Annotated in this window: 16 protein-coding genes, 4 tRNA genes and 1 riboswitch; of the genes, 1 reads left to right on the top strand and 19 read right to left on the bottom strand. The window is 53.1% G+C overall.

The annotated features are described in order from the left end of the window. Positions 1-3: 3 nt before the first annotated feature. From KQI10_RS09720 to KQI10_RS09650, 15 genes are all read right to left on the bottom strand, one after another. Positions 4-342: a CGGC domain-containing protein gene (locus tag KQI10_RS09720; RefSeq protein ID WP_216567226.1), complete on the bottom strand. Its 339-nt coding sequence runs from the start codon at positions 340-342 to the stop codon at positions 4-6. 2 nt (positions 343-344) lie between these two features. After that, positions 345-1,022, bottom strand: a complete 678-nt coding sequence (locus tag KQI10_RS09715) for an ABC transporter ATP-binding protein (RefSeq protein ID WP_216567225.1) — start codon at positions 1,020-1,022, stop codon at positions 345-347. Next, positions 985-1,938 (bottom strand): ABC transporter ATP-binding protein, encoded by a 954-nt coding sequence (locus KQI10_RS09710; protein ID WP_216567224.1) that lies wholly within the window; start codon positions 1,936-1,938, stop codon positions 985-987. The genes KQI10_RS09715 and KQI10_RS09710 overlap by 38 nt, the downstream gene beginning before the upstream one ends. A 5-nt stretch (positions 1,939-1,943) precedes the next feature. Next, positions 1,944-2,750: an ABC transporter permease gene (locus KQI10_RS09705; RefSeq protein WP_216567223.1), complete on the bottom strand. Its 807-nt coding sequence runs from the start codon at positions 2,748-2,750 to the stop codon at positions 1,944-1,946. An 8-nt stretch (positions 2,751-2,758) separates the two neighbouring features. After that, positions 2,759-3,736: an ABC transporter permease gene (locus tag KQI10_RS09700; protein ID WP_216567222.1), complete on the bottom strand. Its 978-nt coding sequence runs from the start codon at positions 3,734-3,736 to the stop codon at positions 2,759-2,761. 72 nt (positions 3,737-3,808) lie between these two features. Beyond that, the gene (locus tag KQI10_RS09695) at positions 3,809-5,521 is read right to left on the bottom strand and encodes an ABC transporter substrate-binding protein (protein WP_216567221.1); all 1,713 of its coding nucleotides are present in this window, start codon (positions 5,519-5,521) and stop codon (positions 3,809-3,811) included. Between the two features lie 152 nt (positions 5,522-5,673). After that, positions 5,674-5,861: riboswitch (cobalamin riboswitch) on the bottom strand. Between the two features lie 81 nt (positions 5,862-5,942). After that, on the bottom strand, positions 5,943-7,301 hold the full coding sequence (locus KQI10_RS09690; protein WP_216567220.1) for an MATE family efflux transporter: 1,359 nt from the start codon (positions 7,299-7,301) through the stop codon (positions 5,943-5,945). A 168-nt stretch (positions 7,302-7,469) separates the two neighbouring features. Further along, complete coding sequence (thrS, locus tag KQI10_RS09685; RefSeq protein ID WP_216567219.1) at positions 7,470-9,257, bottom strand: threonine--tRNA ligase; 1,788 nt, start codon at positions 9,255-9,257, stop codon at positions 7,470-7,472. Positions 9,258-10,134: 877 nt separating this feature from the next. Beyond that, positions 10,135-12,882, bottom strand: coding sequence for a hypothetical protein (locus tag KQI10_RS09680; protein WP_216567218.1), 2,748 nt, complete (start codon positions 12,880-12,882; stop codon positions 10,135-10,137). A gap of 152 nt (positions 12,883-13,034) precedes the next feature. After that, positions 13,035-15,692, bottom strand: coding sequence for a GH36-type glycosyl hydrolase domain-containing protein (locus KQI10_RS09675; protein ID WP_216567217.1), 2,658 nt, complete (start codon positions 15,690-15,692; stop codon positions 13,035-13,037). Positions 15,693-15,711: 19 nt separating this feature from the next. Beyond that, the gene (locus KQI10_RS09670) at positions 15,712-17,223 is read right to left on the bottom strand and encodes a response regulator (RefSeq protein WP_216567216.1); all 1,512 of its coding nucleotides are present in this window, start codon (positions 17,221-17,223) and stop codon (positions 15,712-15,714) included. Between the two features lies 1 nt (position 17,224). Continuing rightward, entirely contained in the window at positions 17,225-18,931 is a 1,707-nt protein-coding gene (locus KQI10_RS09665; RefSeq protein WP_216567215.1) for a sensor histidine kinase, read from the bottom strand. Positions 18,932-19,083: 152 nt separating this feature from the next. Next, the gene (locus KQI10_RS09660; RefSeq protein ID WP_216567214.1) at positions 19,084-20,742 is read right to left on the bottom strand and encodes an extracellular solute-binding protein; all 1,659 of its coding nucleotides are present in this window, start codon (positions 20,740-20,742) and stop codon (positions 19,084-19,086) included. Between the two features lie 47 nt (positions 20,743-20,789). Beyond that, complete coding sequence (locus tag KQI10_RS09655) at positions 20,790-21,668, bottom strand: carbohydrate ABC transporter permease (RefSeq protein WP_216567213.1); 879 nt, start codon at positions 21,666-21,668, stop codon at positions 20,790-20,792. Positions 21,669-21,680: 12 nt separating this feature from the next. After that, complete coding sequence (locus tag KQI10_RS09650; protein WP_371818399.1) at positions 21,681-22,634, bottom strand: ABC transporter permease; 954 nt, start codon at positions 22,632-22,634, stop codon at positions 21,681-21,683. Between the two features lie 156 nt (positions 22,635-22,790). Here KQI10_RS09650 and KQI10_RS09645 point away from each other — a divergent pair, with 156 nt between their 5' ends. Next, entirely contained in the window at positions 22,791-23,564 is a 774-nt protein-coding gene (locus tag KQI10_RS09645; RefSeq protein ID WP_216567212.1) for a glycoside hydrolase family 16 protein, read from the top strand. Between the two features lie 163 nt (positions 23,565-23,727). Here the strand turns inward: KQI10_RS09645 and KQI10_RS09640 are convergent. From KQI10_RS09640 to KQI10_RS09625, 4 genes are all read right to left on the bottom strand, one after another. After that, positions 23,728-23,802, bottom strand: a tRNA-Cys gene (locus KQI10_RS09640). 9 nt (positions 23,803-23,811) lie between these two features. Continuing rightward, positions 23,812-23,887, bottom strand: a tRNA-Gly gene (locus tag KQI10_RS09635). Positions 23,888-23,895: 8 nt separating this feature from the next. Next, positions 23,896-23,971, bottom strand: a tRNA-Phe gene (locus KQI10_RS09630). A 38-nt stretch (positions 23,972-24,009) separates the two neighbouring features. Further along, positions 24,010-24,086 (bottom strand) — tRNA-Asp (locus KQI10_RS09625). Position 24,087: the final 1 nt, after the last annotated feature.

The following is a 24,087-nucleotide window of genomic DNA, read 5'->3' as shown; positions in this document are numbered from 1 at the left end:
TTTTTAGTGGGTTCCCTCTTCCCAGGCCAGGTGCTGGCGGTCCAGCGCCTGTTTGATTTTGTCCAGCTGGGGGCACTTATGGACGGCACAGGTGGCAATGTGGATTTTATCCACGTGCTCCTGACCCATGCGCTCCAGCTTCTCCGTGAAGCCGGGGTCGGCCAGCTTGTCCGCCTCACAGCCGTTGCAGTCGAAATAAGCCGAAAGCTCTACGGTCTGACCCTCGTACTGCGCAAAGCTCTTCTTCCGGTCATAGAAGGTCCGGAAGCAAGCCGCGCCGGTGCAAACGGTGCCGGATTTTTTGCAATGCAGAATCGCGATTTTCTCAACAGGCTTTTCCATGATTATTCCTCCAATGTAATGTTCCCCTGCTCCACATCGTACACCCGGTCGCAAACCCAGTCACACAGACTGCGGTTGTGGGTAATAAACAAATAGGACGCGCCGGTCTCCTGCTGGTAGTCCCGCAGCATTCCAATCATCTGGGCCTGCGTGATTACATCCAGCATACTGGTAGGCTCGTCCAGCACCAGCACCGCAGGCCGAAGCACCAGAAGCCGCGCCAGTGCCGCCCGCTGCAATTCGCCGCCGGAAAGCTCGCCGGGGCAGCGGTGAAGGTGCTCTTCGTGCAATCCGAACCGCTCCACGTTTTCCACCAGAATTTGCTTGGAGTAGGGCAGGTTATAGAGCGTATATGGCTCTGTCATGCTCTTGATCAGGGGCAGCGCAGGATTGAAAGACACCTCCGGATGCTGAAACAGGATCTGAATATTCCGCCGTAGTGTGCCTCGGTAAGGGAAGGCACAGAGCTGATCCTCATAAAATATGCTGCCGGAGGTAGGCTTCAGCAGTCCCGCGGCCATCATCCCCAGAGTAGACTTCCCGCTGCCGCTGTCCCCGAACAGGCCAACGGTCTCCCCTGCCTCCAGGGTAACATTCGCGTTTTGAACGGCATAGAACTGTGCTCCGCCGCCGTTTCTGCTTTTATAGGTCTTTGTCAGCTGTTCCAGACGCATCCGCATAGAGCCAGCACCTCACTTTCTCGTCCCCAACGGTAAACAGGGGCGGCATTTTTTTACAGACCTCCATGCAGTCCTTGCAGCGGTGGCGATACCGGCAGCCAAAGTTTTCATAGCCTGTATGGGCAGGCGCAAAACCGGCCTTATCCACCTCCATGCCGTTTTCCGGGATGGCTCGCAGCATATCTCTGGTATAGGGATGCAAGGGTGCGGACATCAGCTTTTCTGTAGGTCCATACTCCACCTGCTGGGCAGCGTAGAGCACACAGATATGGTCGGATATCTTCCCGGCAAACAACAGATCATGGGTAACGCAGAGCAGGCTCTTCTCCCCCAGCTGCTGGAAGGTCTCTGCCACCAGAGCCACCCGCTTTTCATCCAACCCTTTGCTTGGCTCATCCGCCAGAACGATCTGCGGGTCTGCCGCAATGCCCATGGCAACCATAGCCCGCTGCCGCATACCGCCGCTGAAGGTATGCGGGTAGGCCCGGGCCAGAGCTTCCTCATCACCCAGATGGAATCTTTTCAGCAGGGAAACGCTTTTCGCCTCCGCTTCCTTTCTGCTCAGTCCCTTGTGCTCCATCAGAGGCTCGCCAACCTGAAAGCCTACCCGCATCAACGGATTCAGGGCCTCTCCGCCCCCCTGGGGAACATAGGAGATGACAGCGCCCCGAATCTTATCCAGTTCTTTTCGTTTCATCTGCCAGATGCTTTTCCCGTCCAGCAATACGTCACCCCTGGTCTGGGCCGTTTCCGGCAGCAGCCGCAGGATGGCAAGGAGCAGAACGCTCTTCCCGCTGCCGGTTTCGCCTACCAGAGCGAGCTTGCTGCCCTCCGGCAGCACAAAGGAAACGTCCTCCACCGCCTGAACATCACTGTCAGCACTGAATTTAACCGATACATGATTGATTTCCAGCATCTCGATCACCTCTTCTGCTGGCCATAGTAACCCACCAGCATAAATCCGAGGACGGCAAGGGATGTACACAGAATCGGCGGCAGATACCACCAATACAGCCCCCGAACCACTCCGTTTCTGAAAAACGCATAGTGGAGAATGGCCCCCCAGCTTTTCTCTCCAAAGGCACCCAGACCCAAAAAGCTCAAGGATGCCTCCGTCATCATAGCCGAAGAAACCGCCATGGCGCCCCGGGAGAGAATAATGTCCTTCAGATTCGACAGCAAGTGCTTTCCCATGATTACAATATCCCGCTGTCCAATGGCTTTTTCAATTTTGACAAAAGGCTCCTCCTTCAGCGCCAGTATCTGGGATCGCAGCACCCGGGTGGTTCCCGTCCAGGCCGTTATACTGATGGCAACTACGATGCTGAGGATACCTGGCGACAGGTAGCAGACAAGCAGAGTCGTCAAAGCCAGTCCAGGCACGGCCATGGCAAGATTGGTAAGGCCCGTAATAAGTTTATCTACCACGCCGCCGTACCAGGCGGACAGCAGCGCCAGCAGAGTTCCCACGCAGGTGACGACCACCGCCGCAAATATACCGATAACCATGGATATCCTGGTTCCGTAAATCAGTTCGCTGAAAATATCCTGGCCCACATCATTTGTACCAAGCAAATGCTCCGGGCTGGGCTTTCCGTAGGTCAGTGCACTGGTTGCCGAAGGATCATAGGGTACAATTGCCGGCGCAATGATGGCAATAATCACAAAGAAGCCGATGATCAGGCTGCCCGCCAGCACCGGAATATTGACTTTTTTTCTTTTCTTCATTGTGTCACCTACTTCACTGTCACTCTGGGGTCAATAACGCCGACCAGAATATCGCTGAGCAAATTGGCCATGACCACACAAAACGCCGAAATCAAAAAGCAGAACTGTGCCGTGGGAAAATCCCGGCTGGAAACCGCATTGTAAAACAGCTGCCCCATGCCTTTCCAGCCGAAAATCGTTTCAATCATCATAGAGCCGGACAGCAACCCACCCATCTGCATACACATACTGGTCATATAGGGCAGCATTGCGTTGCGCATCACATGGCGGAACAGAATCTTACGGTCCGAGAGGCCTTTGGAGGCCGCCGTCGTCGTATAATCCGCATGCCGCACCTGGGAAACGCTGCTTTTCATCAGCATAAAATCACCGGAGCATCGGAACAGCACCAGAATAGAAAGTGGCAGAGCCATATGCTTCAGAATATCCAGTGTACGGACCCAGCCGGTTCCTATGCCGCTTGTCATGCCCCCGATGGGCACCCAGCGCAGTTTATAGGCAAACAGTGCCAGCGCCAGGACGCCGATACAGTTGCTGGGCACTGTATTGAGGAACAGCGCGATTGGCGTCAGAACACAGTCCAGCCTCTTTCCCGGCCGCCATCCGGCCAGCACGCCCAGCACGCCGCCAAGAAGGCCGCCCAATATCCACGTCGGAATAGACAGCAGAACCGTCCAGTGGATGCAGGAAAACACATTTTCCACCACTGGCTTTTTGTTGGAATAGGCGATTCCAAAATCCAGTGTCACCACACTTTTCAGATACCGGACATACTGCACCCCCAGCGGATCATTCAGACCATATTTCTCCGCAATAGATTCCAGCTCCTCCGGATCCGTATCCAGGAGATAATAGTATTCCTCCTGACCCACCAGATGCTGCAGCGGGTCCCCGGGCATGAAACGAACCATAAAGAAGCTGACGGTAATAATCACATAGATCGTAAAAACCGCCGTCAGAATTCTCCTTATCAGGTATTTCCCCATGAATCACCATTCCTTTCTCTGTAAAAGAAGGCTGCCTCCGCGGGATAGGCGCAAAGGCAGCCGGGAAATTGCTTACTTGCTGGTCAGACTGTACCAGAGCTCATCGTTGACAACACCCCAGGAGGGCCGATTGTACCAGCCCTCATACTTATCCGTGCGGTAGGGGTAGAAGCAGGATGTCCAGCTCAGGGCGCAGCCAAACAGCGTATCGGCAGCCTCCTGCTGCAGCCACTGGATGCAGGAAACATACTCCTCCCGGGAAGAGGCGTTCAGCATACGCCATACTGTGCTGTTGAATTCCTCATCGGTGTAGGTGCCCCACAGCCAGGAAGCGCTGCGCTCCGTACCAGGCTTCGGCTCATACACATAATACCGGAAGGCAGAGGTATGCCGCGCCATACCGGCAGTGGTGTAGCCAATGGCAATGTCGTAATTGCCGGCCTGGATATTGCTCTCCCAGACCTCAGAGCTGACAATGATCTCCTGATCCACATAGGCATTGACGCCCACGGCCTTCAGGTTGTCAATCAGCACCTCAGCAATCCGGTTCCGAAGATCCATCTTCTTGGAATACTGGGGAACAATCAGGATCTTCATTTCAGAACCATCCGGGAATTCACGGATGCCGTCGTTGTTGACATCCTTATATCCCGCCTCGTCCAGAATCCGATTGGCCTCATCCACATCCTGCGCAAACTGGGGCAGGCCATCCAGGTAGCCGGTACAGCTGGGGGGAATGATACCGGCACGGGGCACCTCACCATAACCGCCGCCAATCGCATCGGTCAGCAGATTCCAGTCCATTGCCTTGGTCACAGCCAGTCGGAACTGGTAGTCAGAGCCTGCCGGCCGGGTCATGCCAAAGGTGATCTGGTCCTCACCGGCGTAAATGCTCTCACCGGGATCCACAGCGCTGTCGGAAATCAGATCGATCAGCGTTGCGTCAATGGGGGTAGAGTAGGCATAGTAGCAGTCAATCTCGCCGGCATTCAGCGCCATCATTATGGCAGTCTGATCGGCATAGGTCTTGATTGTTACGGAGTCAACGGTGATTTCCCCGTGATAGTTGTTTTCAGGAATGGCCTCGTAGTAGGAGACCTGGGCATCCACGTCATAGGACACCAGCTTGTAGGGGCCGCAGCCGACGGCGGCATCGGGCTCGGTGTAGTTCTTATAGTCGTCCGTGCCCTCAAATTTCTCCCATACATGCTTCGGGAGCAGGCCCTGCATGGTTGCGGAACCGGACAGCCAGCCGTACACATCGGGCTCGCTGAAGGTAATGCGGCCGCTGTCATCACCGGTAGGCTCCACGCTGACCAGGTGAATGAAGCTGCTGCTCTTGGCAGTATCCTTCAGGAATCGGAAGGTAAAGTCGATATCGTCCCAGGTCACCTTCTCGCCATCGCTCCAAACAGCGGTGGTAGGCCAGGTGAAATCCAGGACCTTGCCGTCCTCGGAGATTTCAAAGGAGGTGAAGAAGAAGGGCTGCAAATCGCCGTTCTCATCCTCATAAATCCAGTTGGCACGGCAGAAGTTCACGTAGTTGATCCGGCCGAAAATATCGGTTTGACCATACAGATTGAATGTCGTGTTCGCGGTAGTGGTGCCAATCACCAGGTTTTTCACGTGCTTCTTGGGGGCTTCTCCGGTGGTCTCCGTTTCAGCGGCAGCTGTGGTCTCCGTACCAGCGGCCGCCGTAGTTTCGGGTGTGGTCTGCTTACCGCATCCGGCAAACAGCCCCAGCAGCAGCACAGCCGACAGAAGTAGGCAAAGCGCTCTTTTCATATTTGGGTTTTCTCCTTTTCTTTGCGGCCGTAGACCGCATTTCTCTATCAGGTATTCGCAAGGTCCAAAAAAAGGTGCGCCCCGCCCACGGCAGAACGCACCCTTACATACAACAACCTATCCTATTGGTGTAAGTTCAGTCCCCCACCGGAACGACAGACACTATCATCGGCAGGTCTCCTGGCTTTGGTTCATCGCGTTCCGTCCCCTTCTCAGCATAGCCAATGGGTTTTTGACGGAACACTCCCCTTCACAGTAGAGCGGGCTGCGGCAGATTCACACTGCCTTCCCTTTTAAATCCTCAGGCCACCCTGAGGATACCGATGCATGCAAATATCCAATTGCCCCCATTATACTCCATTTCCATGACAATGCAAGAGGAAATTGATATTTTTTTACTTATTCAACAGTATTCTCTCTGTCAATGCTCTTCTCGCAAGGAGGCGGGGTAAACCCTTCCCGTAACAAAAAGGGCCGCGAACAGAGCGAACAGCAGCAGGTTATGGCCAATCATACAGCCCCAGGCCGCAATCAGGCCAAGACCCAGGAATCGGGTGCATATGAATGTTCCGAAAATACGGACGCACCACATCCCCAGAATATTGAACACAAAGGGCGGCACTGTGCGGCCTGTGCCCTGCATGATGCCCTCCAGAACAATGGGAACACCGTAAAAGGGCTCGGATACGGCCACCATCCGCAGTACCGTAGTGCCCAATTCCTTCACCTGAGGATCCCGGGTGAAGATGGACATGAGCTGGGGTGCGAAAATCGCCAGCAGCCCGCCGGAGATAACCATCAATCCGACTTCCAGCGGCAGCAGGGTACCTGCCAGGCTTTTCAGTTTTTTCCCGTCCCGGGCGCCCATGGCATTGCCCGCCAGCGTAGCCGCGGCGGTCTGCATCCCCCAGCCGGGGATATAGAACAGAGATTCCACCGTATTGGCAATGGTATGGGCGGCAGTGGATGTATCGCCCAGGGCGTTGATCATGGCCGCAAAGGCCACATAGCCCAGAGATGTGCCAAAGCGCTGGAGCATATTGGGAAAAGCTACCTTCCAGCAGGGTTTCAGGATCTCTCCATCCGGCAGGAACCGATAGCCTTTGGGGGACAGATCCGGATGCTTCCAGAGCCGCACCGTCATGGCAATGCCGCCGTAGGTATAGGCAACGGCACTGGCTACCGCCGCGCCGTTGATGCCCCAGCCTACGCCCCAGATGGGGATGGTCAGGCCCAGCAGGCGCACCTCCCGGCTGGAATAAATCAGCAGGAAATTCAGCACGATGTTGATTAGGTTCATGTTCAGGCTGACCCGCATGGGCGTCTTGGTATCGCCCACAGAACGCAGTACCGTGGCGAAAATAATGCTGGCCGTCCGGAAGAGCATGGGTGAATAGAGGATCAGGAAATACTGAGAGGCCATAGCCCGGATGGAAACATCCACCTGCATCCACTGGGTAATTTTGCCGCTGAGCAGCGTGGTGATAGCTGTAAAGAGCAGGCCCACGACCAGAGTCATCATCACCGCCTGGGCAGAGGCCCGCTTGGCCCGTTCCTTATCCCCTGCCCCATAGCTCTGGGAAATCAGGGCCAGGAAACCCACGCCCACCGCGGAGACCGTACTGCCCACCAGCCAGGAAACCGTACCGGTGGCCCCGACTGCCGCCGTGGCCTGGGTGCCCAGGGTGCCAACCATGGCCGTATCAATATATTGCACCGCCGTCTGCATCAGCTCTTCCAGCATGGTAGGCCATGCCAGGGCAAAAATGACCGACAGCATATTTCTATCCAAACGCTTGCTCATCTTTCTGTTTTTCTTTCCTTCCCTGAGTTTTCTCGTAAAGAATTATTATAGCACTGTCCCCCGGGGGTTCGTCAAGGATTATTTACGGACACAGCGCAAAAAATCCCGGCAGGAACCCCTGCCGGGAATCATTGTTATAGGGAATCAGTGCGCCCGGGTTTCGATCTCGTGCTTGACCTTGGCAATGAATTCATCCAGCTTCATGACGGTGGTCTCATCGGTATCCCGGTTCCGGACAGAGATGGTGCCCTCCTCGGCTTCCTTGGCGCCCAGAATCAGCATATAGGGCGCACGGTCGATCTGGCGGGCCTCCCGGATCTTATAGCCGATCTTCTCGCTGCGCTCGTCCAGCTGGGTGCGGATGTTGGCATCCTCCAGAGCCTGATTGACCTGACGGGCATAGTCCATGGTTTTTTCGGAAACCGGCAGAACCTTAACCTGCAGCGGAGCCAGCCACACGGGGAACTTGCCCTTGGTCTCCTCAATCATATAAGCCATGAAACGGTCCAGGGAGCCCAGGATCGCCCGGTGCAGCACCACAGGGGTCTGCTCCTTGCCGTCGGAATCCACATACTTCAGGTCAAACTTGGCAGGCAGGCAGAAGTCCAGCTGGCAGGTGGACAGGGTGTACTCTGCGCCAACGGCGGGCTTGACGTTCACGTCCAGCTTGGGGCCGTAGAAGGCAGCCTCGCCGATTTCCTCGGTGAAGTGGATACCCAGCTCGGTCAGCACTTCCCGCAGGGCAGATTCAGCCTTCTCCCACATGGCATCATCGGGATGGTACTTGACCTTATCCTCGGGGTCCCGCAGAGACAGGACGCAGCGGTAGTCGGTAATACCGAAATCCTTGTAGACATCCCGGATGAGGCCAACTACACGGGCCACCTCGTCCTTGATCTGGTCAGGGGTGACGAACAGGTGGGCATCGTTCTGACAGAAATGACGGCCACGCTCAATGCCCTTCAGGGTGCCGCTGGATTCATACCGGAAATCATGGGCAATCTCACCGATGCGGATGGGCAGCTCCCGATAGGAGTGGGGACGGTTTGCGTAAATCATCATGTGGTGGGGGCAGTTCATGGGGCGCAGGACGAAGCTCTCGCCGTCCACTTCCATGGCGGGGAACATATTGTCCTTATAGTGGGCCCAGTGGCCGGAGGTCTGATACAGAGCCACAGTGCCCACGCAAGGGGTCATCACGTGCTGATAGCCCAGCTTGCGCTCCTTTTCCTTAATGTAATTCTCCAGCTCCTGCCAGACCGTATAGCCTCTGGGCAGGAACATGGGCATGCCCCGGCCTACCAGCTCATCGGTCATGAACAGGCCCATTTCCTTGCCGATCTTCCGGTGGTCTCTGGCCTTGGCCTCCTCCTGCTGCTTCAGGTACTCGTCCAGTTCCTCCTGGGAAGCGAAAGCAACGCCGTTGATACGGGTAAGCATCTTGTTGTTGGCATCGTTCTTCCAGTAAGCGCCGGACTGCTGGGTGATCTTAAAAGCCTTCAGGCCCTTGGTGTAGGTCAGGTGGGGGCCGACGCACATATCGATATAGTCGCCCTGCTGGTAGAAGCTGATGACGGCATCCTCGGGCAGGTCGCCGATGTGCTCCTCCTTATACTTGGCGTGACGGTCGTGCATGAGCTTGACGGCCTCGTCCCGGGGCAGGATGAAGGGCTTGATGGGCAGGTTCGCCTTGACGATCTTCTTCATCTCTTTTTCGATGGCTTCCAGGTCCTCGTCGGTCAGCTTCTTGTCGCCGAAGTCCACATCATAATAGAAGCCCTTCTCGGTAGCGGGACCATAGGCAAAGTCCGCATCAGGATACAGGTGCTGAATGGCCTGGGCCATGATGTGGGCAGCGGTGTGCCGCAGAACGTGCAGCGCTTCCTCAGGGGGGCACTCCGCTACGGCCCCGTCTTTGTAGATGATTTTCATAACATTTCTCCTTTTCTGAGCGTCGGGATGCAAAAAAGCACCCCTGGTTTTTCCAAGGGTGCTTTGGTTCAGCACGGTTCCACCTTGACTTTTCACTCATAGCCCTCTGTCGTTGGGCGGATACGGCAGTGCTTGCGCCTTGAAGAAGGCTTTCTCGCACGCAGCTCAGGAGTGGTATCGCCCAGCGCCCCGGGACCCGCTCACAGCACACGCGGGCCTCTCTGAAACCGGAAGCATCAGGGGTCAGTCTCCCTCTTCGCTATTATTTGCAGTATAGCACCTTTGCGGGAAAAGTTCAAGAGGCTTTTTTCTGTTTTCTTTCAAAAAAGACTTTGTGGCAGATAAGAACCGGATCACGTTGAACCGGAAAAGCCAACCTTCCCTGTCAGATTGTGTCCAATGCGGACGTTATCTATAAACGGCATCGATGAAACACGCTTCTCCCCTATTTCCTATATTGCGAATCGGGTCCATGGGAGTTTCACCCCTGCGCTTCCGCCCAGCTCTTTCGAGAAGTATCATCGTCCTGTCCCCACCGTCGTCACCTTACCCCATTTTCTGGCGGGTATAAACTTGTCAAGCTGCACAGCCTCACATCGCAATCCCCGCATCTGAAAAACAAAAAGCACCGCAAGACACTAACCACACAGGCAGGATTTCTCCTGTCTGAAGATTAGCCTCTCACGGTGCTTGGTAGCTCAATGATGTTACATCACTGTCTCCGCTTGCGCGATTTGAGTACAGGGATATTCACTTGTGTTGATTTGGTATATTTAGATTGTAAAACATATATTCGTATTTGTCAAGACTTTTTTCGCCATCATCTCATATAGCTATTTACACAGACATCCTTCAATTGAATCTTCACCCACATAAATCAGGAAACATCCGCCACTATTTCAGTAGCCGCACCTTGACGAATCGCATTGACATCCACCGCAGATCGAATACGAATACTGTAGCTTCCTGGGAAATAATCTCGGCACTCCGCAAAGTGGTAGATCACGGTGCTGTTTTCCATGAATGCCGCCCGGATTGTGCGCTCTTCATCTATCAGATACGCCGGAATGCAAGGCTGCAGATTTATTTGCACGCCGCTTTCTGTACGCAGGAACGGTTTTCGGCCGAACATCATGATTTGCCATATGCTCATAAATTCCGCCGTAGAACCGCTTAGCCGCGCCACATATCCACGTCCGTGAAGCGCCTTCTCTGGGTTCATACTGCTCACCAGGAAGGAGCTGTTTTCCAATGTACTTCTTCCGTAAACAGCCGGATCTAAGAACGGAATCGCAGCCTGCCGCATTGTTTCCGAAAACTGTTCATACAATCCGCCGCGCAGCAATTCCAATAGATATTTATATTCCATGTGCAGCCAGATGGAACCATTTTCCAGCCATCCCGGTGTAAACGCAGCCGCACGCCCCAGCTCCAGCTCGGATATATCCAGTGCCTGATTGACGCGGTACATCCCAATCTTGCCGTCAAACAGTTCGCTCCGGTGTACTGCCTCAAACAGTTCTTTGCGTTTTTGCTTGCTTTCACATAGGCGCATATCCCGCACACTGGATTCCAGGAACAGCGGCATATCACACTTTTCAAACGAAGGCGTTCCTTGCTCCATTTTCACACGGTATCGGCAATAGGTCGGCATCAACCCGTTTTCTCCGCGGCACAGAGCAAGCCGTTGACCAAGGAAATTTGCCCATGCGTCCAGCATTTCAGCCAGCTGTTCCGCTTGGCAATCTGCATAGTCCCATGCTCCCTGCGTATAGACTTCTTCCCGGCAGTGCTCCAGCGCGGATTTGCTGCTGTTCCAAAAATCAACCAGCACCGTATTTCCCGTATACTCCGGAATATCCTCGACGCTCTGCTTTAGGCGCATCAGTAACATGTAATGGGGTTCCGGCAAAGAAACCTTTCCTCCATAGCGCCGAAGAGAAGCTTTCAGAAACCGCAAATGCCGCAGCAGCTCCATGGCATCCGTAACACTGGAACCAAACAGTGCGGGCAATCCGTTCAGCGCGTCATACCAGCCAGGTCTTCCGCCTTCCATTTCAATGCCGCAGCCCCAGGCATCCAACGCCGCAAATTTCATTGCGCACATACAGACCAGCTTTTCCAGCAAAGTAGCCTTTACCAGATTCCCGTACCCATCCCTGCACCATTTTTCTCCCGGTCTCTCTTCCAAAAAGTGATACTGCCGCAGTTCTCCACCCGACACACTATAGCGTTTTTCTCTGGGCAGTATTTGCGCCTGCGCCCGGTACCAGGGCAGTTCCATTTGCATCAGTTCCTGCTCCCGTTCCGGCCAGATACGCAGGAAATCTTCAATCAGATCCAGGCCATAGCTCCAATGGTCTGTCCAATATCCCTCTCCGAAGTCCGCATCTGCTTTTACCGTTCCTTGCGCTATGCGGGCCATTCCCTCCTGTCTCCCATAGCGCAGCACATACTGCCCCGGTGTCATTGTCTCTCCACTGGCGCTCTGTACCAGATCCGGTTTGATGACCAGGGGGTTATATCCGTCCGGCTGGATCAGGGAATAGAAGTCGGCAACATTTTTTCCGCCTACGAAAGGCGTAAACGATACATCACATCGTCTGTTTTGCCACACGTCCCGGAAATTCCCGTTTCCCTGGGAGAGCGGCTCCTGTGTCAGGGAGAAGTAATTGTAGTCCCGTTCCAGATCCCCATGCTTACGGCTGTACAGGTGAAAGGTATGTCCAGCCAAGCGTACCGGCTTGCCGCCGCGCAGGAAATTATCCAAATACGTCCTCTTACAGTACTCATCAAATCGGGGATCTGCCGTGTCGCATGCAATTGGCGCACACAGTGTATCCACCATTGTTTCCGCTTCCTCAAGCTTTCTTGCAAACCATTCGGGCGATACCGCCTCTTCCAGCAGTTTCCCGCAGCCGCTGCCGGTTTTTCCGTGCCCCAGCAGTGTATAAACCGTTTTCTTCTCTCCCGGATTCAGTCGGAGCCGCGCACCTGAAAAGAAACACGGGAACAGATTCTGGCAGCGCTGGTGTGCCGAAATCAACTCCGGCAAATCCATCCGCGCAAATCCATGCGGATGGACAAAGGAAGTATCCTGTCCAAAAACGGCTTCCGGGTCCCACAGGACAGGCAGTCGTTTTCCTTCCTCCACACAAGAAAATCCAAACGCAAAACCGGTGATCGGCTCGACTCGGGCACTATCCTCCAGGCTTGCCCGTACCCTGTATCGGGGGACGCCTGTTTCGCCGCCTACCGTTTCCATCCAGGCCCTTGCGGTCTGGATCATGCATTTCAAATGCCAGTCTCCGATCCCATGGGGAACAATTGCCGGAAGTCCATCCAGTACCTCCAAGTCCAATACGCCGTTGCCAGTATTTTCAATTGTCAGCGTCCTTGCCAGCGCTCCAACGCACGCATTCGGTAAAATAAAATACTGGACCTGGGCACGAACCGGGGCATCCGTTTCCCGGCACTGAAGCGTCAAGCTGTTTGCCCCAAGCAGCATCTGTTTGTCCCGTGCATTCACAAACAACTCCGACACATGCCCATGGTACTTCAAGAAAGTACGGAAGCCCTTCGTCTGGACATCCTGCCACGCTGTGTGCGCCGGCCGAAATTCCATGATCGGGTGATCCTTATCCTGCGTGCCAAAACTCGCAACGCCTTGCCCCCGATTTACGAAAAAGCACCATGCGGGGATACCATTCTCCCCCGCAATTCCTGGTAAAAAATCGGCAAATGCCGGTTGACTGTCATAGTCTTTTATGATATCGATCATTGTACTTTTCTCCCGAGCCAAGCTTCCACAATATGTATTTTCTCTTTGTCCAATGCTCCCATTTCAGAAGGCAGGATACGTCCATCCGCTATTGGCATATTGTCCAGCTCTGCCTTCACAATTGTATATTCGGAAGGCTCCAGGCGTTCCAACAATGTGTATACAATCTTGAATGCCTTTCCGCCAAACTTCAAAATAATGCTGGTTCGATTCCGCACGTCAAACTGTTCCGGCAGCAGCTGAGGCCGCAGACACAGCGCTCCATTTTCCCCGCGGACGCCAAACATTTCCTGCACCACGCACAGCATCATCCAGGCTGCGGAACCCGTCAGATACGGGTACATACCCCGGCCATCCGGGGCAAAGTATTCCGGGATCCCCGGATAGATTCTGCTCTTTTTAGAATCCAGCACAAGTCTCCAAATTGGCTCTATGGCCGAAAAGCCCTCTCTGGCATACCCCCGGCTGTACAGCGCATATGCAAACATGACACTCATATGGCTGAACACCGCGCCGTTTTCCTTGTGCCCGTAGGCAAAGGCCAGCATTCTGCCAATTTGGAAATCTTCTGGATTTAGCCGCGTATTCAGTCTGAATCCGCCTGCCTGCCGCGCATACAGCAGCCGCCTGGCCGCATGATAGATTTGAGGGATCTCAGATTTCGCTGCTACTCCGCCCAGGATCGCAAATACCTGTCCCGTCAGCATCATACGTTCTTGCCCCGGCGTCCCGCATTCCAGTGGAGTACCGTAATTATCATAGTAGCTGTTGAACCATCCGTCCTGCTCCGTCTGAATCCATGCCTTTTCCCGTATGATTGCTTTCAGCGTGTCCGCACACAAGTCCAAATGCCGTACAATTTTGTCCAACGGGATCTGAATCCGGTCATCATCAGGAATTTGGATACACTGCGCGCAGAACCGATTCAGCTTCTCCCTGCGCGATGCGATGGAAGCCCAATTGTCCTCTTCCCCCAGCAGGATTTCAAAACGCTTTGGCAGGTCAATACTGCTGCATTTTCCGGTCTGCCGTAAAGTTTCCAGCATTTTCGCCAACAGCTCCATACTTCCGGCATAAGCGGATGTAAACGCACCGCTCTCCCCGCGTTGAGGTGCCATATCCAAAGCGTCGTTCCAATCCGCATCCCGAAGCCGAAGCAGACCATGTTCTCCCGCTTCGCAGAATGCGGTCAGCTGTTCCAACAGCATATGCTCTGCAACAGTTCCTGTGCAGCTTCTTTTTGCCTGGATGGCATCTCTCTGGGTCCCCCGCATTCCGAGACCATCCTGAAAAAAAGGTGCCACTCTCAGAAGGATCTCAATATCGCCTGTTTGTTGGATGTATTGCCAGATAGTCAGTACCGGCCAGTAACCGTGATCCATCCAGACTCGCTGAATTCCATTGCGATCCGCCTTGAATTCTCCCGGACGATTTCCAATGATGGTGGCATTCGTCCCGTCCAAACGGACTCCGCCAAAATAGGCGACCAGGTCATCCGCCACTGTCTCAGGCTCGCTCAAAAGCAGTCCCAGAGAATCCTGCCACAAGTCACGCCAGCCTCGTCCGCCCTTTCCGTAATCGTGATGCGGCAGGAATGAGCAGCCATAAATTCTACGCAGCGTCGGCTGAATTCCGATCCAGCGCAGAACATTGTCAAAGTCTGAATCACCCGTATGGGTGCGGATTGGATTCACCTGATCCCACCAGAGCTTTGTCTCTTCCAGGGAAATCCGGATTCTGTACGGGGAAAGCCAGACGGCGGCAATTTGCTCCGCAGCTGCCTTATCTTCCGCTGTACCCACAAGAATATCGTATTCCCGCTTTTCTCCCGGGCGTAACTCCGTCTCCGGGAAACGCAGCGCACCAATTGTTTCTTTTCCTGCCGTTTCACCACCAAGGGAATCACCAGGCAGCTCTTTGGCAACCCACTCCGGCATAATCAGGCTTCCTTCGCCTGTGTAACGATCCAGGTCCGCACAGACCGCTTCCGCAGATTTCCCGTCTTCCGTTATGCCAAATACAAAATAGCTTCGCTGATTGGGTGTGTGCCCACGCTCATCGAAGGAATAGGTCGGTGTGAGGATTACGCCTTCCTTCCGGCTTTCCGCTCGATTCAGCAGAGAGGTCACATGGCGGTGATCCCTCAGATTATCCGCACTGCGCCCATAGAGTGGGATTGCGGCTGTCGGTGTCAGGCGGAGGGTTTCTTCGCCGCAATTCTCCAATATTACCTGCATGATCTCCACCGTTCCGTTTGCGCTGGGGACCCAGCTGGTCACAGCTGCCCGCAATTGACGCGTCCGGTTTTCCCGCACAGTCCTATGCCACAGCAACCCCGCTTCCACTATGCACTTCTCTTCCGCGGGCGTAAATTCCTCCGCAATCTGCGCGGCGCTCATTCCTGCTGCCGACCACAATTCGCCGTTTTCAAATCTGCACCAAAAATTTCTCCCCGCCATGCCGGAACGCAGATCCTCTTCACTGGCCGGCGGAAGCACAAAACTGTTTTGGTCCCGCTTCAAGTCACCCTTTAATTCCGGCGTTATGCTTGCCATAACGCCGTTTTCTGCGGCAAGGGGGAAATAATTCAGTCTGTTTTTCTCCCCATGCTCTATCCGAAAGGACCCCATATCGTCCAGAAATCTGCTTTCCATTCCATACACCCCTTACTGGCTACTGTTTTTCATCTTCTCTGTGGATCCTGTATTTCTTTTGCTGGTATTCCACAGGTGTTGTACCTACCGCGTCCTTGAACGCCCGATAAAAGCTCTTATAGTTTTCATATCCAACCTGTGCGGCCACCTCGGCAATGGAAATGTCCGGTTGACGAAGCAGCTCTTTGGCCTTCTCCATCCGCGTATCCCGCAAATACTCAGAGAACGTTTTTCCTGTGTATTTGCTGAACATGGTAGAGAAATACGCATAATTCAGGGAAACCTCATTGGAAACCATTGCCAATGTAATCGGCTTCGGATAGTTTCTCCGGATATATTGAATTGCCAGCTCCATGACATATGTATCATTTCGGCTCTGCATATAGGTGTGTGCCAATTGATTCAGGGACAATAAACGCTCATTTACATTTACGAGATATTCCCGCATGGTTGCGAATGTAAGCGGTGACTTTACCCGTTCCAATTCCACTGCTTCGCCGCCCGGAATGGAGAGCGCCGTCTGGCGCATTGCCCTATAGACGGTGTCGCAGAGTGCAAGCGTATAGCCAATACTGTATTGTACCAGCTTCTGACGGTCAAACAGCTCCGACAGCCGCTTTGTCAGCGCCTCGTCCGCCGCTGTTCCCGTCAGCTCCGTCATCTGTTCGATCTTCCGGTGCGGAACCGTAAAATCGGTTCGCATTCCCGCAATATCTTCCTGGCAGAGTACGCTCTTCCCGGGGTAAAGCAGCCTGTGAACATAGATATTCCGCACCTGCTGATACGCCGTTTTGAACGCATCCGCTTCTCTGCCCACCGTAGTATACGCAATACATATTCCATGAAAATCCTGCTCCAAATACGGATAATACTTCCGAATATCCACAGGATACGGTGCCAAAACGATTATTTCTGACCTATCCTCCATACAAAGGAACGGTCTTCCCAACCTATTGCACAGAAGCGCCGCATTCCTGTTTTGCTCTTCCCCAATATACCCGGTCCCCGGGAAACCAATCAACATCAGCGCACATGTCCCGGACAAAAACGGATACGTTCGCTTCATCTGCTCCAATATACCCGCGTTTGACGATTCTCCCCGCAAGTAATTCACAAACAGAGAGTACGAGGTATTCACAATGGTCGCCCGCCTTGCGTTGGCAGACTGCCAGGCCTTCTCCACAACCCGGTACAGCTCCTGCTTATCCACCGGCTTCAAAAGGTAGGCGCTTGCGCCGTATTCTATCGCCTGCTGGGCATACTTGAAGTCGTCATATCCAGAGATTACGACAATGGATATATTGGCCCACTGCGACCGGCATTGCCTCATCAATTCGATTCCATCCACATCAGGCATCCGGATATCCGTGATCAGAAGGTCCACAGGATGCTCCCGCATAAGACTCAGCGCCTCCGCACCGTTGCATGCCGTTCGGATCTCCGGGCATATTGCCGGATTCGGCAGCTGAAGCAGCATACTCTTCAGTCCTTCCCGAATCAGCTCTGTATCATCCGCAAGCAAAATTTTCATGCTACCATCCTCCCAGAGCATCCTGCCGTGCCGGTATCCGAACTTCGACGCTCGTTCCCAGGCCTTCACAGCTGATAAACCGCAGCCCACAGGCTTCGCCGTACATCAGCTGGATTCGCTGATGCACATTCACAACCCCAATGCCGTTCTTTCCGGAGCGGATATTCCCAGTCCCGCTTCCATTCAGAGCACACTGAATCTCATGAAGCCGCTCCGGGGCAATTCCGATACCGTTGTCCGTAACGGACAAAATCAGTAGGCCATCCTCCTGGCGGCATTTCAATGTGATGACGATACGCCTGCTGTCCGCCGGCATTCCATGAACGATTGCATTTTCCACCAGTGGCTGGATACTCAGTTTGGGAATTTCTGTATACAAAACTTCCCGCGGAAGCGTAGATTCCAGGCGGATTTCTGTGCCATTTGACGCGGACATGAAGAAGATGTAGCGATCAATACAGTCCAGCTCTTCGGAAAGCGTGACGGTTTTTGTTTTCCACTTCATATGATACCGCATCAGGCTCCCCAGAGAAAAAACGGTTTCCGCAACCTCCGTATCCCCATGTACTTCTGACAGCATACGGATGCTCTCCAGTGCGTTATATAGGAAATGGCTGTTGATCTGGCTCTGCAATGCGTCCAACTCCGCCTGCTTTACCGCGAGTCCGCGCTGAATATTCTCATCCACCAGCTGCTGCATTCGGTCCAGCATACCGTTAAAGCTTTTGCTGAGCGTATCCAGTTCATCCCCGCCGTTTTCTCTTTCGGGAATCCGAATATCCAAATTGCCGGACTGCACCGCCAGCATTTTCTTCTCCAATAGCGCAAGCCGTTTCAGCATCGACTGGCAGACGTATTGAACCAGGACCCAAATCACGCACATTCCCAGCAGCATAACCGCCAGCACGCTTGCCCCCATCTGATATACGGGCTGCAGCAAATCCGCCTGATCCTCATAAACAACTGCCCACGCGTTCAGCAGTTCCAACCAGCTGTATCGTACCAGGTAGCTTCTTCCGTCCTTTTCCAATACGGCCTGATAGGTTGATCTGGAGGGCATATCCGGCGAATCCGTCAGCACCGCCTGCAACTCTTCCGCTGAAAACAGATTCTCTTCATTTGAAAACAGCTCTCCATTCGCCGCAAGCAAACAGGATGCAGCATTTGCGTTCGAGAAGCCTGAAAAGAATTTGTCTGAATTCAAGCGAAGCCGCAGCAACCCCACAGGGGTAATGTCCAGGTAAATACGATAGCACCCGTATACCTCTCCATCCTCTACAGCGTATACGGCACTTTGTCCGGAGGGGATGATCTCCTCAAAAGGCGTATTTTTCAGCCTGTCCAGTCTATAAATTGTCGGCCAGATTTCGTGAATCTGCGGATTATCAAAGAAAAAACTTGCCTCTTCAATGATGTCATTGCTCTGAAAAATGCTCCGGATCGTCTTGAGTTCGTTTTGAGAAAACTTTACCAGCTGCAAACCATCCGCATCCATATCGGACGTACAAAAGCGAATGAATTCCCTCTGGCTGAGCGCTGAAGACGCGCTGGTATCAATTCTGGCCGCATTGGACGCTGTCTCTATGCGCAAATTCTGGAGCGCTGCGGCAGAATCCTTTTCAAAGCTGTCATAGACATACTCGATCCTACCCTTGATCCACAGTGCGGCAATGATTACGCATGGAATGATCCATATAAGCGACAACATTTTAATGATTTTCGCTGCCAATCTGGTTTTCCCTGGAAGCATACTCTTTTTGGGCACGGTACAACACCTCCTGCGTAAATCATTATAGCATGTTGACACTTGTTTCGACAAGGGAAAGGCGGTGGGCAAGTGCCCACCGCCCAAAATTCTACTTACTGAAAGAGCGCCTTCCGCGCATCCAGCAGGTTCTGCTCATAGCTGACAACCTTTTCGTAGCCATAGCTGTCCCGTGCTGCCAGGAAGTCAGACAGAATCTTGTCAAACTCCTCGTCACTTGCAGCCGTGATCAGTTCAGGAACTACCTCCTGCCAGCGCTGATTGATTCTGGTCGCCGCAATGGCCTCGTCGCTGTCACCAGTCGGCTCCAGATTGTTATAAATACCGCCGTTCACAAATGCGTTCTTGTCTGCCCAATCGCTCATTGCCGTGATATAGTAGGGACTTGCCGGACGCCACTGGTCCACAATGACGCTATTGCGGAGCATCCAGTAGGTATCTACCAGGCCATACTGCGTAGCAAAGGTATTGGGGTCACTGTTCATCAGCTCGATCATTTCATCCGTCAGCTGGGGCTTGCCGTCTACAACTTCGTAGGTTTCACCCTCAACGCCCAGGAAAATATCCTTCTGACCCTCCTCACTGAGCATATAGGTCAGGAAAGCGATTGCTCTGGCGGGGTCCTTGCAGTCCTTGCTGATGAAGGTGCTCATCCAGCCATCCAGAGAGCCCGGGAAAATCAGAGGAGCATCGCCGTTAGAATTTGCGGGGCCATCGATTGCAATATAGTAGCTGTCCGGATTTTCGCTGGAGGCCAGGATCGCATTTGCTTCCTGCATTCCGCTCCACTCACGTAGCATGCAGAAGTAAGCACCGTTGTTGCTCTTTTCCGTAACCTGATCGTCAGAGTCAACCAGGTAATCAATCCCGATCAGGCCTTCCTGATAAGCCTGCCGGAAGGTTTTCAGCCACTCGATATAGTCCGGGTTAGAGATCCGGTCATAGATCTTGCCGTCTTCCTCATAGGGAACAGCCAGGAAGTTCTGCAAGTAGCTGGTCAGACCGTAGCCGCTGCCGCCCTGTGCATAGAAGGGGGTAATATCCACACCCTTATAGGTTGCGTACTCATTCTTCAACGTCCGAAGCGTATTCAGGAAGCCCTCCGGCGTGGACATATCCGGGCTGCCCATATCTTCATACAGGTCTTTGCGCACCAGGAATGTCTGAACGGCTGCCGTCATGCCGGTTTCGGCCATCTGTTCGGCACCGTAGGCATCATTGGGAACACAGTAGAGGTTGCCATCGGACTTGGTATGCCATGCGACGACGCTGCCATCCACAACCTTCCAGAAGTAAGGATCGTACTGGTCAGCCAATTCATTCAGCGCGTAAGTGTAACCCTGCTCATAGAGCGTATTGTAGCAGGTTTCCCAGGAACCCAGAGAGATCAGATCCGGCAGCGTTCCGCTGATCATCATCAGGTTCAGCTCCTCAGACACATCTCCGGTAGGCGTAACAATATTGATGTTCACGCCCGTTTTCTCCGTGATATGCTTGGTGGACAGGCTGTCGCCCCAGGTATAGCCATACCAGGACGCGCCTACAAACCACTCCATATCGATGGGACTGGTATCCTTTTCCCAAGCGGGGGCATCTGCGCTGACTGTTGTTTCTGCCGCTTCCGTATTCTCGGTCTTTGCGGCCTCTGTCTGAGCAGGCGCTGCGGATGTGGTTTCCGTTCCGCCTCCCTTTGCGCAGGCAGCAAGTGAGAAGATCATAATTGCCGCCAATAGGACACTGACTAGTTTTTTCATTGTTCGCACTCCTTGTTTCATATTTTAAGCAGCTCCAGCCGCTTTGGTTACCCTTTGATTGCGCCAAGCATAACGCCTTTTACCAGGTACTTCTGGATAAACGGGTACAGGCACAGGATCGGCAATGCTCCCACGAACATTGCGGCGTACTTTACGGTAGCCGATGTCGTTGTCCCGCCCAGCGCAAGCATTGCCTGCTGCTGCTGCGCCGTCATACTGGTTTCCGCCAAAAGCTTGTAGAGGATCGTCTGCAACGGTTCCAACGTCTTATCCCGAATATAAACAACGCCCTGGTAATAATCGTTCCAGTGGTAGACCGCCGTAAACAGTCCAATCGTTGCAATGACCGGCTTGGCATTTGGCATGACAATTTTCCAATAAACCGTGAATTCCGATGCGCCATCCAACCGGGCACTCTCCATCAGCGATTCCGGAATAGAGCGGAGGAAGCTCATGAAAATGACCATGTTGTAGAAGGTAAACATTCCGGGGAGGATATACACCCAGAATGTGTTGTACAGCTTGAGCTTGATCATCAGAATAAAGTTGGGGATCAGCCCGCCGTTAAAAAACATGGTGATCATTGCGATCTTCATGTAGAGCTTTTTCCCGATCAGGTCCTTCCGGGACATGCCGTAGGCGACCATGGATGTGAAAAAGACGTGCGTAAATGTGGCAACAACAGTACGAAGGATTGCGATTTTGAAGCCGCTGAGGATGTATTCATTCTGAAAGACAACCTTATAGGCATCCAGGCTCAAAGCCTTTGGCCACCACGCAACCGGCCCCCGGTTCGCAATTTCCGGCGCTGCCAGTGAATTCGCCAGAATATACCACATTGGATACACACAGGCAAAGCAAATAAGCGCCATGAAAATCGCCAGGACAACGTCGAAGGCCGTAACAGAATGCAGTTTCTTGCGCATTTTTTGTCCCTCCTAAATGATACTCTCTCCTGTCAATTTCACGGAGGTGAAATTGCACAGACGGAGAAGGCCATAGGCAATGATACTGCGGAAGAACAGCACGGCCGTCGAAAAAGAGAACCGACCGGACACAATGCCCATATTGTAAATATACAGATCGATGGTCTCGCTGCGTGCCATGTTGGCAGAATTGCTCAGGAAGAAGATCTGGTCAAAATTGCTGGTCAGGCAACCGCTTACGGCAAGAATGAACAGCAGCGCAATGGTCGGACGGATACACTGAATGGTGATATTCCACATCTTGCTCCAGCGCCCGGCCCCGTCCAATTCAGCCGCTTCGTACAGCCCCGGGTCAATACCCGAGATCGCAGCCAGATAAATAATGGCGCTCCATCCCATTTCTTTCAATGTATCGGAGAGGAACGCGATCCACCAGAACTTCTTTGGGTCGCCGTTATACAGGATCGGTTTGTCCTGCAGGCCCAAAGTCATCATAAGCTGATTGATAATTCCGGACTGGGACAGCCAGGTAAGCAGGATACCGCCGAAAATTGCCCAGGAGATGAAATGCGGCATATAAGACAGCGTCTGAACCAATCTCTTAAACTTGGCATTCTTGATCTCATTGAGCATAAGCGCAAAGAAAATCGGAATACAAAATCCCAGCGTGATCCGTAACGCGCTCATTCCCAGCGTGTTGTACACACTGCGCCAAAAGCGGTCATCCGATAAAAACGCCGCAAAGTGCTTCAGTCCGACGAAATTGTTCTCAAACAGCGGTGTGCTGATACGGTAGTCCGTAAAAGCAATATACAGGAACACCAACGGAACATAGCTGAAAACTGCCATCCAAATCAATCCGGGCCATACCATCGCCTGCAGTTCCCGCTGTTTCCAGAGATCTTTTATCCCTCGCTGGAATCGACTGGAGTTTGACATTTTCTTCTCTGCTTTTTGCTGATTCACGTTGCTCCCCCTCCTTCTGTCTACATGATAGCAGAGCTGCCAGTCAGAAACAACGCATCAATTTTGGATTATATCCCAATATTTTGGATTTGGTTGACATTATCCTTTGTATTATTTACACTAATGCCACATGCAATATCAGGAGGTCTGCGGCATATGTACGAAACACTCATTTGGGAAGAAACCTTTCCCGGATGTTCGCTGAATGAACATAATTGGAATCGACGGGTAGGTAACTGGCAGTTATCTTCGGATGGGCAGCCTGTTGTGCCAGGCTGGGGAAACAGAGAGCAGCAATACTACACGCCGCACAATCTGGAGGTCAGCGACGGCACCTTAAAAATCATCGCCCGCCAGGAAGATGCACCCGAGCAGTTTGGGATTCGCTGTCCATATACCTCAGCCCGAATCGATACTCATGGGAAATTTTCCTTTCAGTACGGGAGGGTCGTATTCCGTGCCAGATGTTCTGTTGGAAACGGGCTTTGGCCGGCAGTCTGGATGCTGCCGGAGGATAGCGTCTACGGCCCCTGGGCAGCCTCCGGAGAGATCGATATCTATGAAGCAAAAGGGCGGCTGTCCCAAAGCGTTTTCGGCACGATCCACTTTGGAGGTGTCTGTCCGCAGAACACCCACACAGAAAACCAGGCTCAGTTACCGGACGGGCAAGGGATCGATCAATTTCATATCTACGAGCTGATCTGGGAACCAGATTCCATTTCCTGGCTGATAGATGGCGTCCCTTACGCCAAAGTAAACCAATGGGACTCAATAGACCAGAGGATAAAATACCCGGCCCCATTTGACCAGCCATTTTACCTTCTGGTAAATCTCGCCATTGGTGGGTCTTTCGATCTGGAGTCGGCGCAGAATATAACCCCGCAATTTCCCGCCATCTTTGAAATAGACTATATTCGGGTCTATCAGTGAACAAAAACCGGAGAGGATTTTTGATCCCCTCCGGTAATTTTTAAGCCTTTTTTCTCTACCCCAACTATTGACATAGAGTCCCAATTTTTGTGGGCTTAACCCGTATTTCACGCAAAAACGAAAAGAAAAAGTCCTGTACGAAATAGGAATCGTACAGGACACTTGGAGGTACCGCCCAGATTTGAACTGGGGAATGAAGGTTTTGCAGACCTTTGCCTTACCACTTGGCCACGGTACCATTTGAAATTGGAGCGGGTGACGAGGCTCGAACTCGCTACCTCCACCTTGGCAAGGTGGCGCTCTACCGGATGAGCTACACCCGCATCTAAAATGGTGCCTCCGGTCGGAATCGAACCAACGACACGCGGATTTTCAGTCCGCTGCTCTACCTACTGAGCTACAGAGGCGTCTTGCGCAAATTTGCGCAGATGCGAAAAGGAAAAAATGGCGACCCGGAACGGACTCGAACCGTCGACCTCCAGCGTGACAGGCTGGCGTGCTAACCGACTGCACCACCGGGCCA

The sequence above is a fragment of the Pseudoflavonifractor sp. MSJ-30 genome, assembly GCF_018918045.1.
In the GTDB taxonomy this organism is placed as follows: domain Bacteria; phylum Bacillota; class Clostridia; order Oscillospirales; family Oscillospiraceae; genus Faecousia.
This window is presented reverse-complemented; position numbering and strand designations above follow the sequence as displayed.

Bases quoted from the DNA above. Each gene is read 5' to 3' on its own strand.
- KQI10_RS09720 (WP_216567226.1), bottom strand. From the start codon at position 342: ATGGAAAAGCCTGTTGAGAAAATCGCGATTCTGCATTGCAAAAAATCC.
- KQI10_RS09715 (WP_216567225.1), bottom strand. From the start codon at position 1,022: ATGCGGATGCGTCTGGAACAGCTGACAAAGACCTATAAAAGCAGAAAC.
- KQI10_RS09710 (WP_216567224.1), bottom strand. From the start codon at position 1,938: ATGCTGGAAATCAATCATGTATCGGTTAAATTCAGTGCTGACAGTGAT.
- KQI10_RS09705 (WP_216567223.1), bottom strand. From the start codon at position 2,750: ATGAAGAAAAGAAAAAAAGTCAATATTCCGGTGCTGGCGGGCAGCCTG.
- KQI10_RS09700 (WP_216567222.1), bottom strand. From the start codon at position 3,736: ATGGGGAAATACCTGATAAGGAGAATTCTGACGGCGGTTTTTACGATC.
- KQI10_RS09695 (WP_216567221.1), bottom strand. From the start codon at position 5,521: ATGAAAAGAGCGCTTTGCCTACTTCTGTCGGCTGTGCTGCTGCTGGGG.
- KQI10_RS09690 (WP_216567220.1), bottom strand. From the start codon at position 7,301: ATGCTGTCGGTCATTTTTGCCCTGGCATGGCCTACCATGCTGGAAGAG.
- thrS (WP_216567219.1), bottom strand. From the start codon at position 9,257: ATGAAAATCATCTACAAAGACGGGGCCGTAGCGGAGTGCCCCCCTGAG.
- KQI10_RS09680 (WP_216567218.1), bottom strand. From the start codon at position 12,882: ATGGAATTTCGGCCGGCGCACACAGCGTGGCAGGATGTCCAGACGAAG.
- KQI10_RS09675 (WP_216567217.1), bottom strand. From the start codon at position 15,692: ATGGAAAGCAGATTTCTGGACGATATGGGGTCCTTTCGGATAGAGCAT.
- KQI10_RS09670 (WP_216567216.1), bottom strand. From the start codon at position 17,223: ATGAAAATTTTGCTTGCGGATGATACAGAGCTGATTCGGGAAGGACTG.
- KQI10_RS09665 (WP_216567215.1), bottom strand. From the start codon at position 18,931: ATGTTGTCGCTTATATGGATCATTCCATGCGTAATCATTGCCGCACTG.
- KQI10_RS09660 (WP_216567214.1), bottom strand. From the start codon at position 20,742: ATGAAAAAACTAGTCAGTGTCCTATTGGCGGCAATTATGATCTTCTCA.
- KQI10_RS09655 (WP_216567213.1), bottom strand. From the start codon at position 21,668: ATGCGCAAGAAACTGCATTCTGTTACGGCCTTCGACGTTGTCCTGGCG.
- KQI10_RS09645 (WP_216567212.1), top strand. From the start codon at position 22,791: ATGTACGAAACACTCATTTGGGAAGAAACCTTTCCCGGATGTTCGCTG.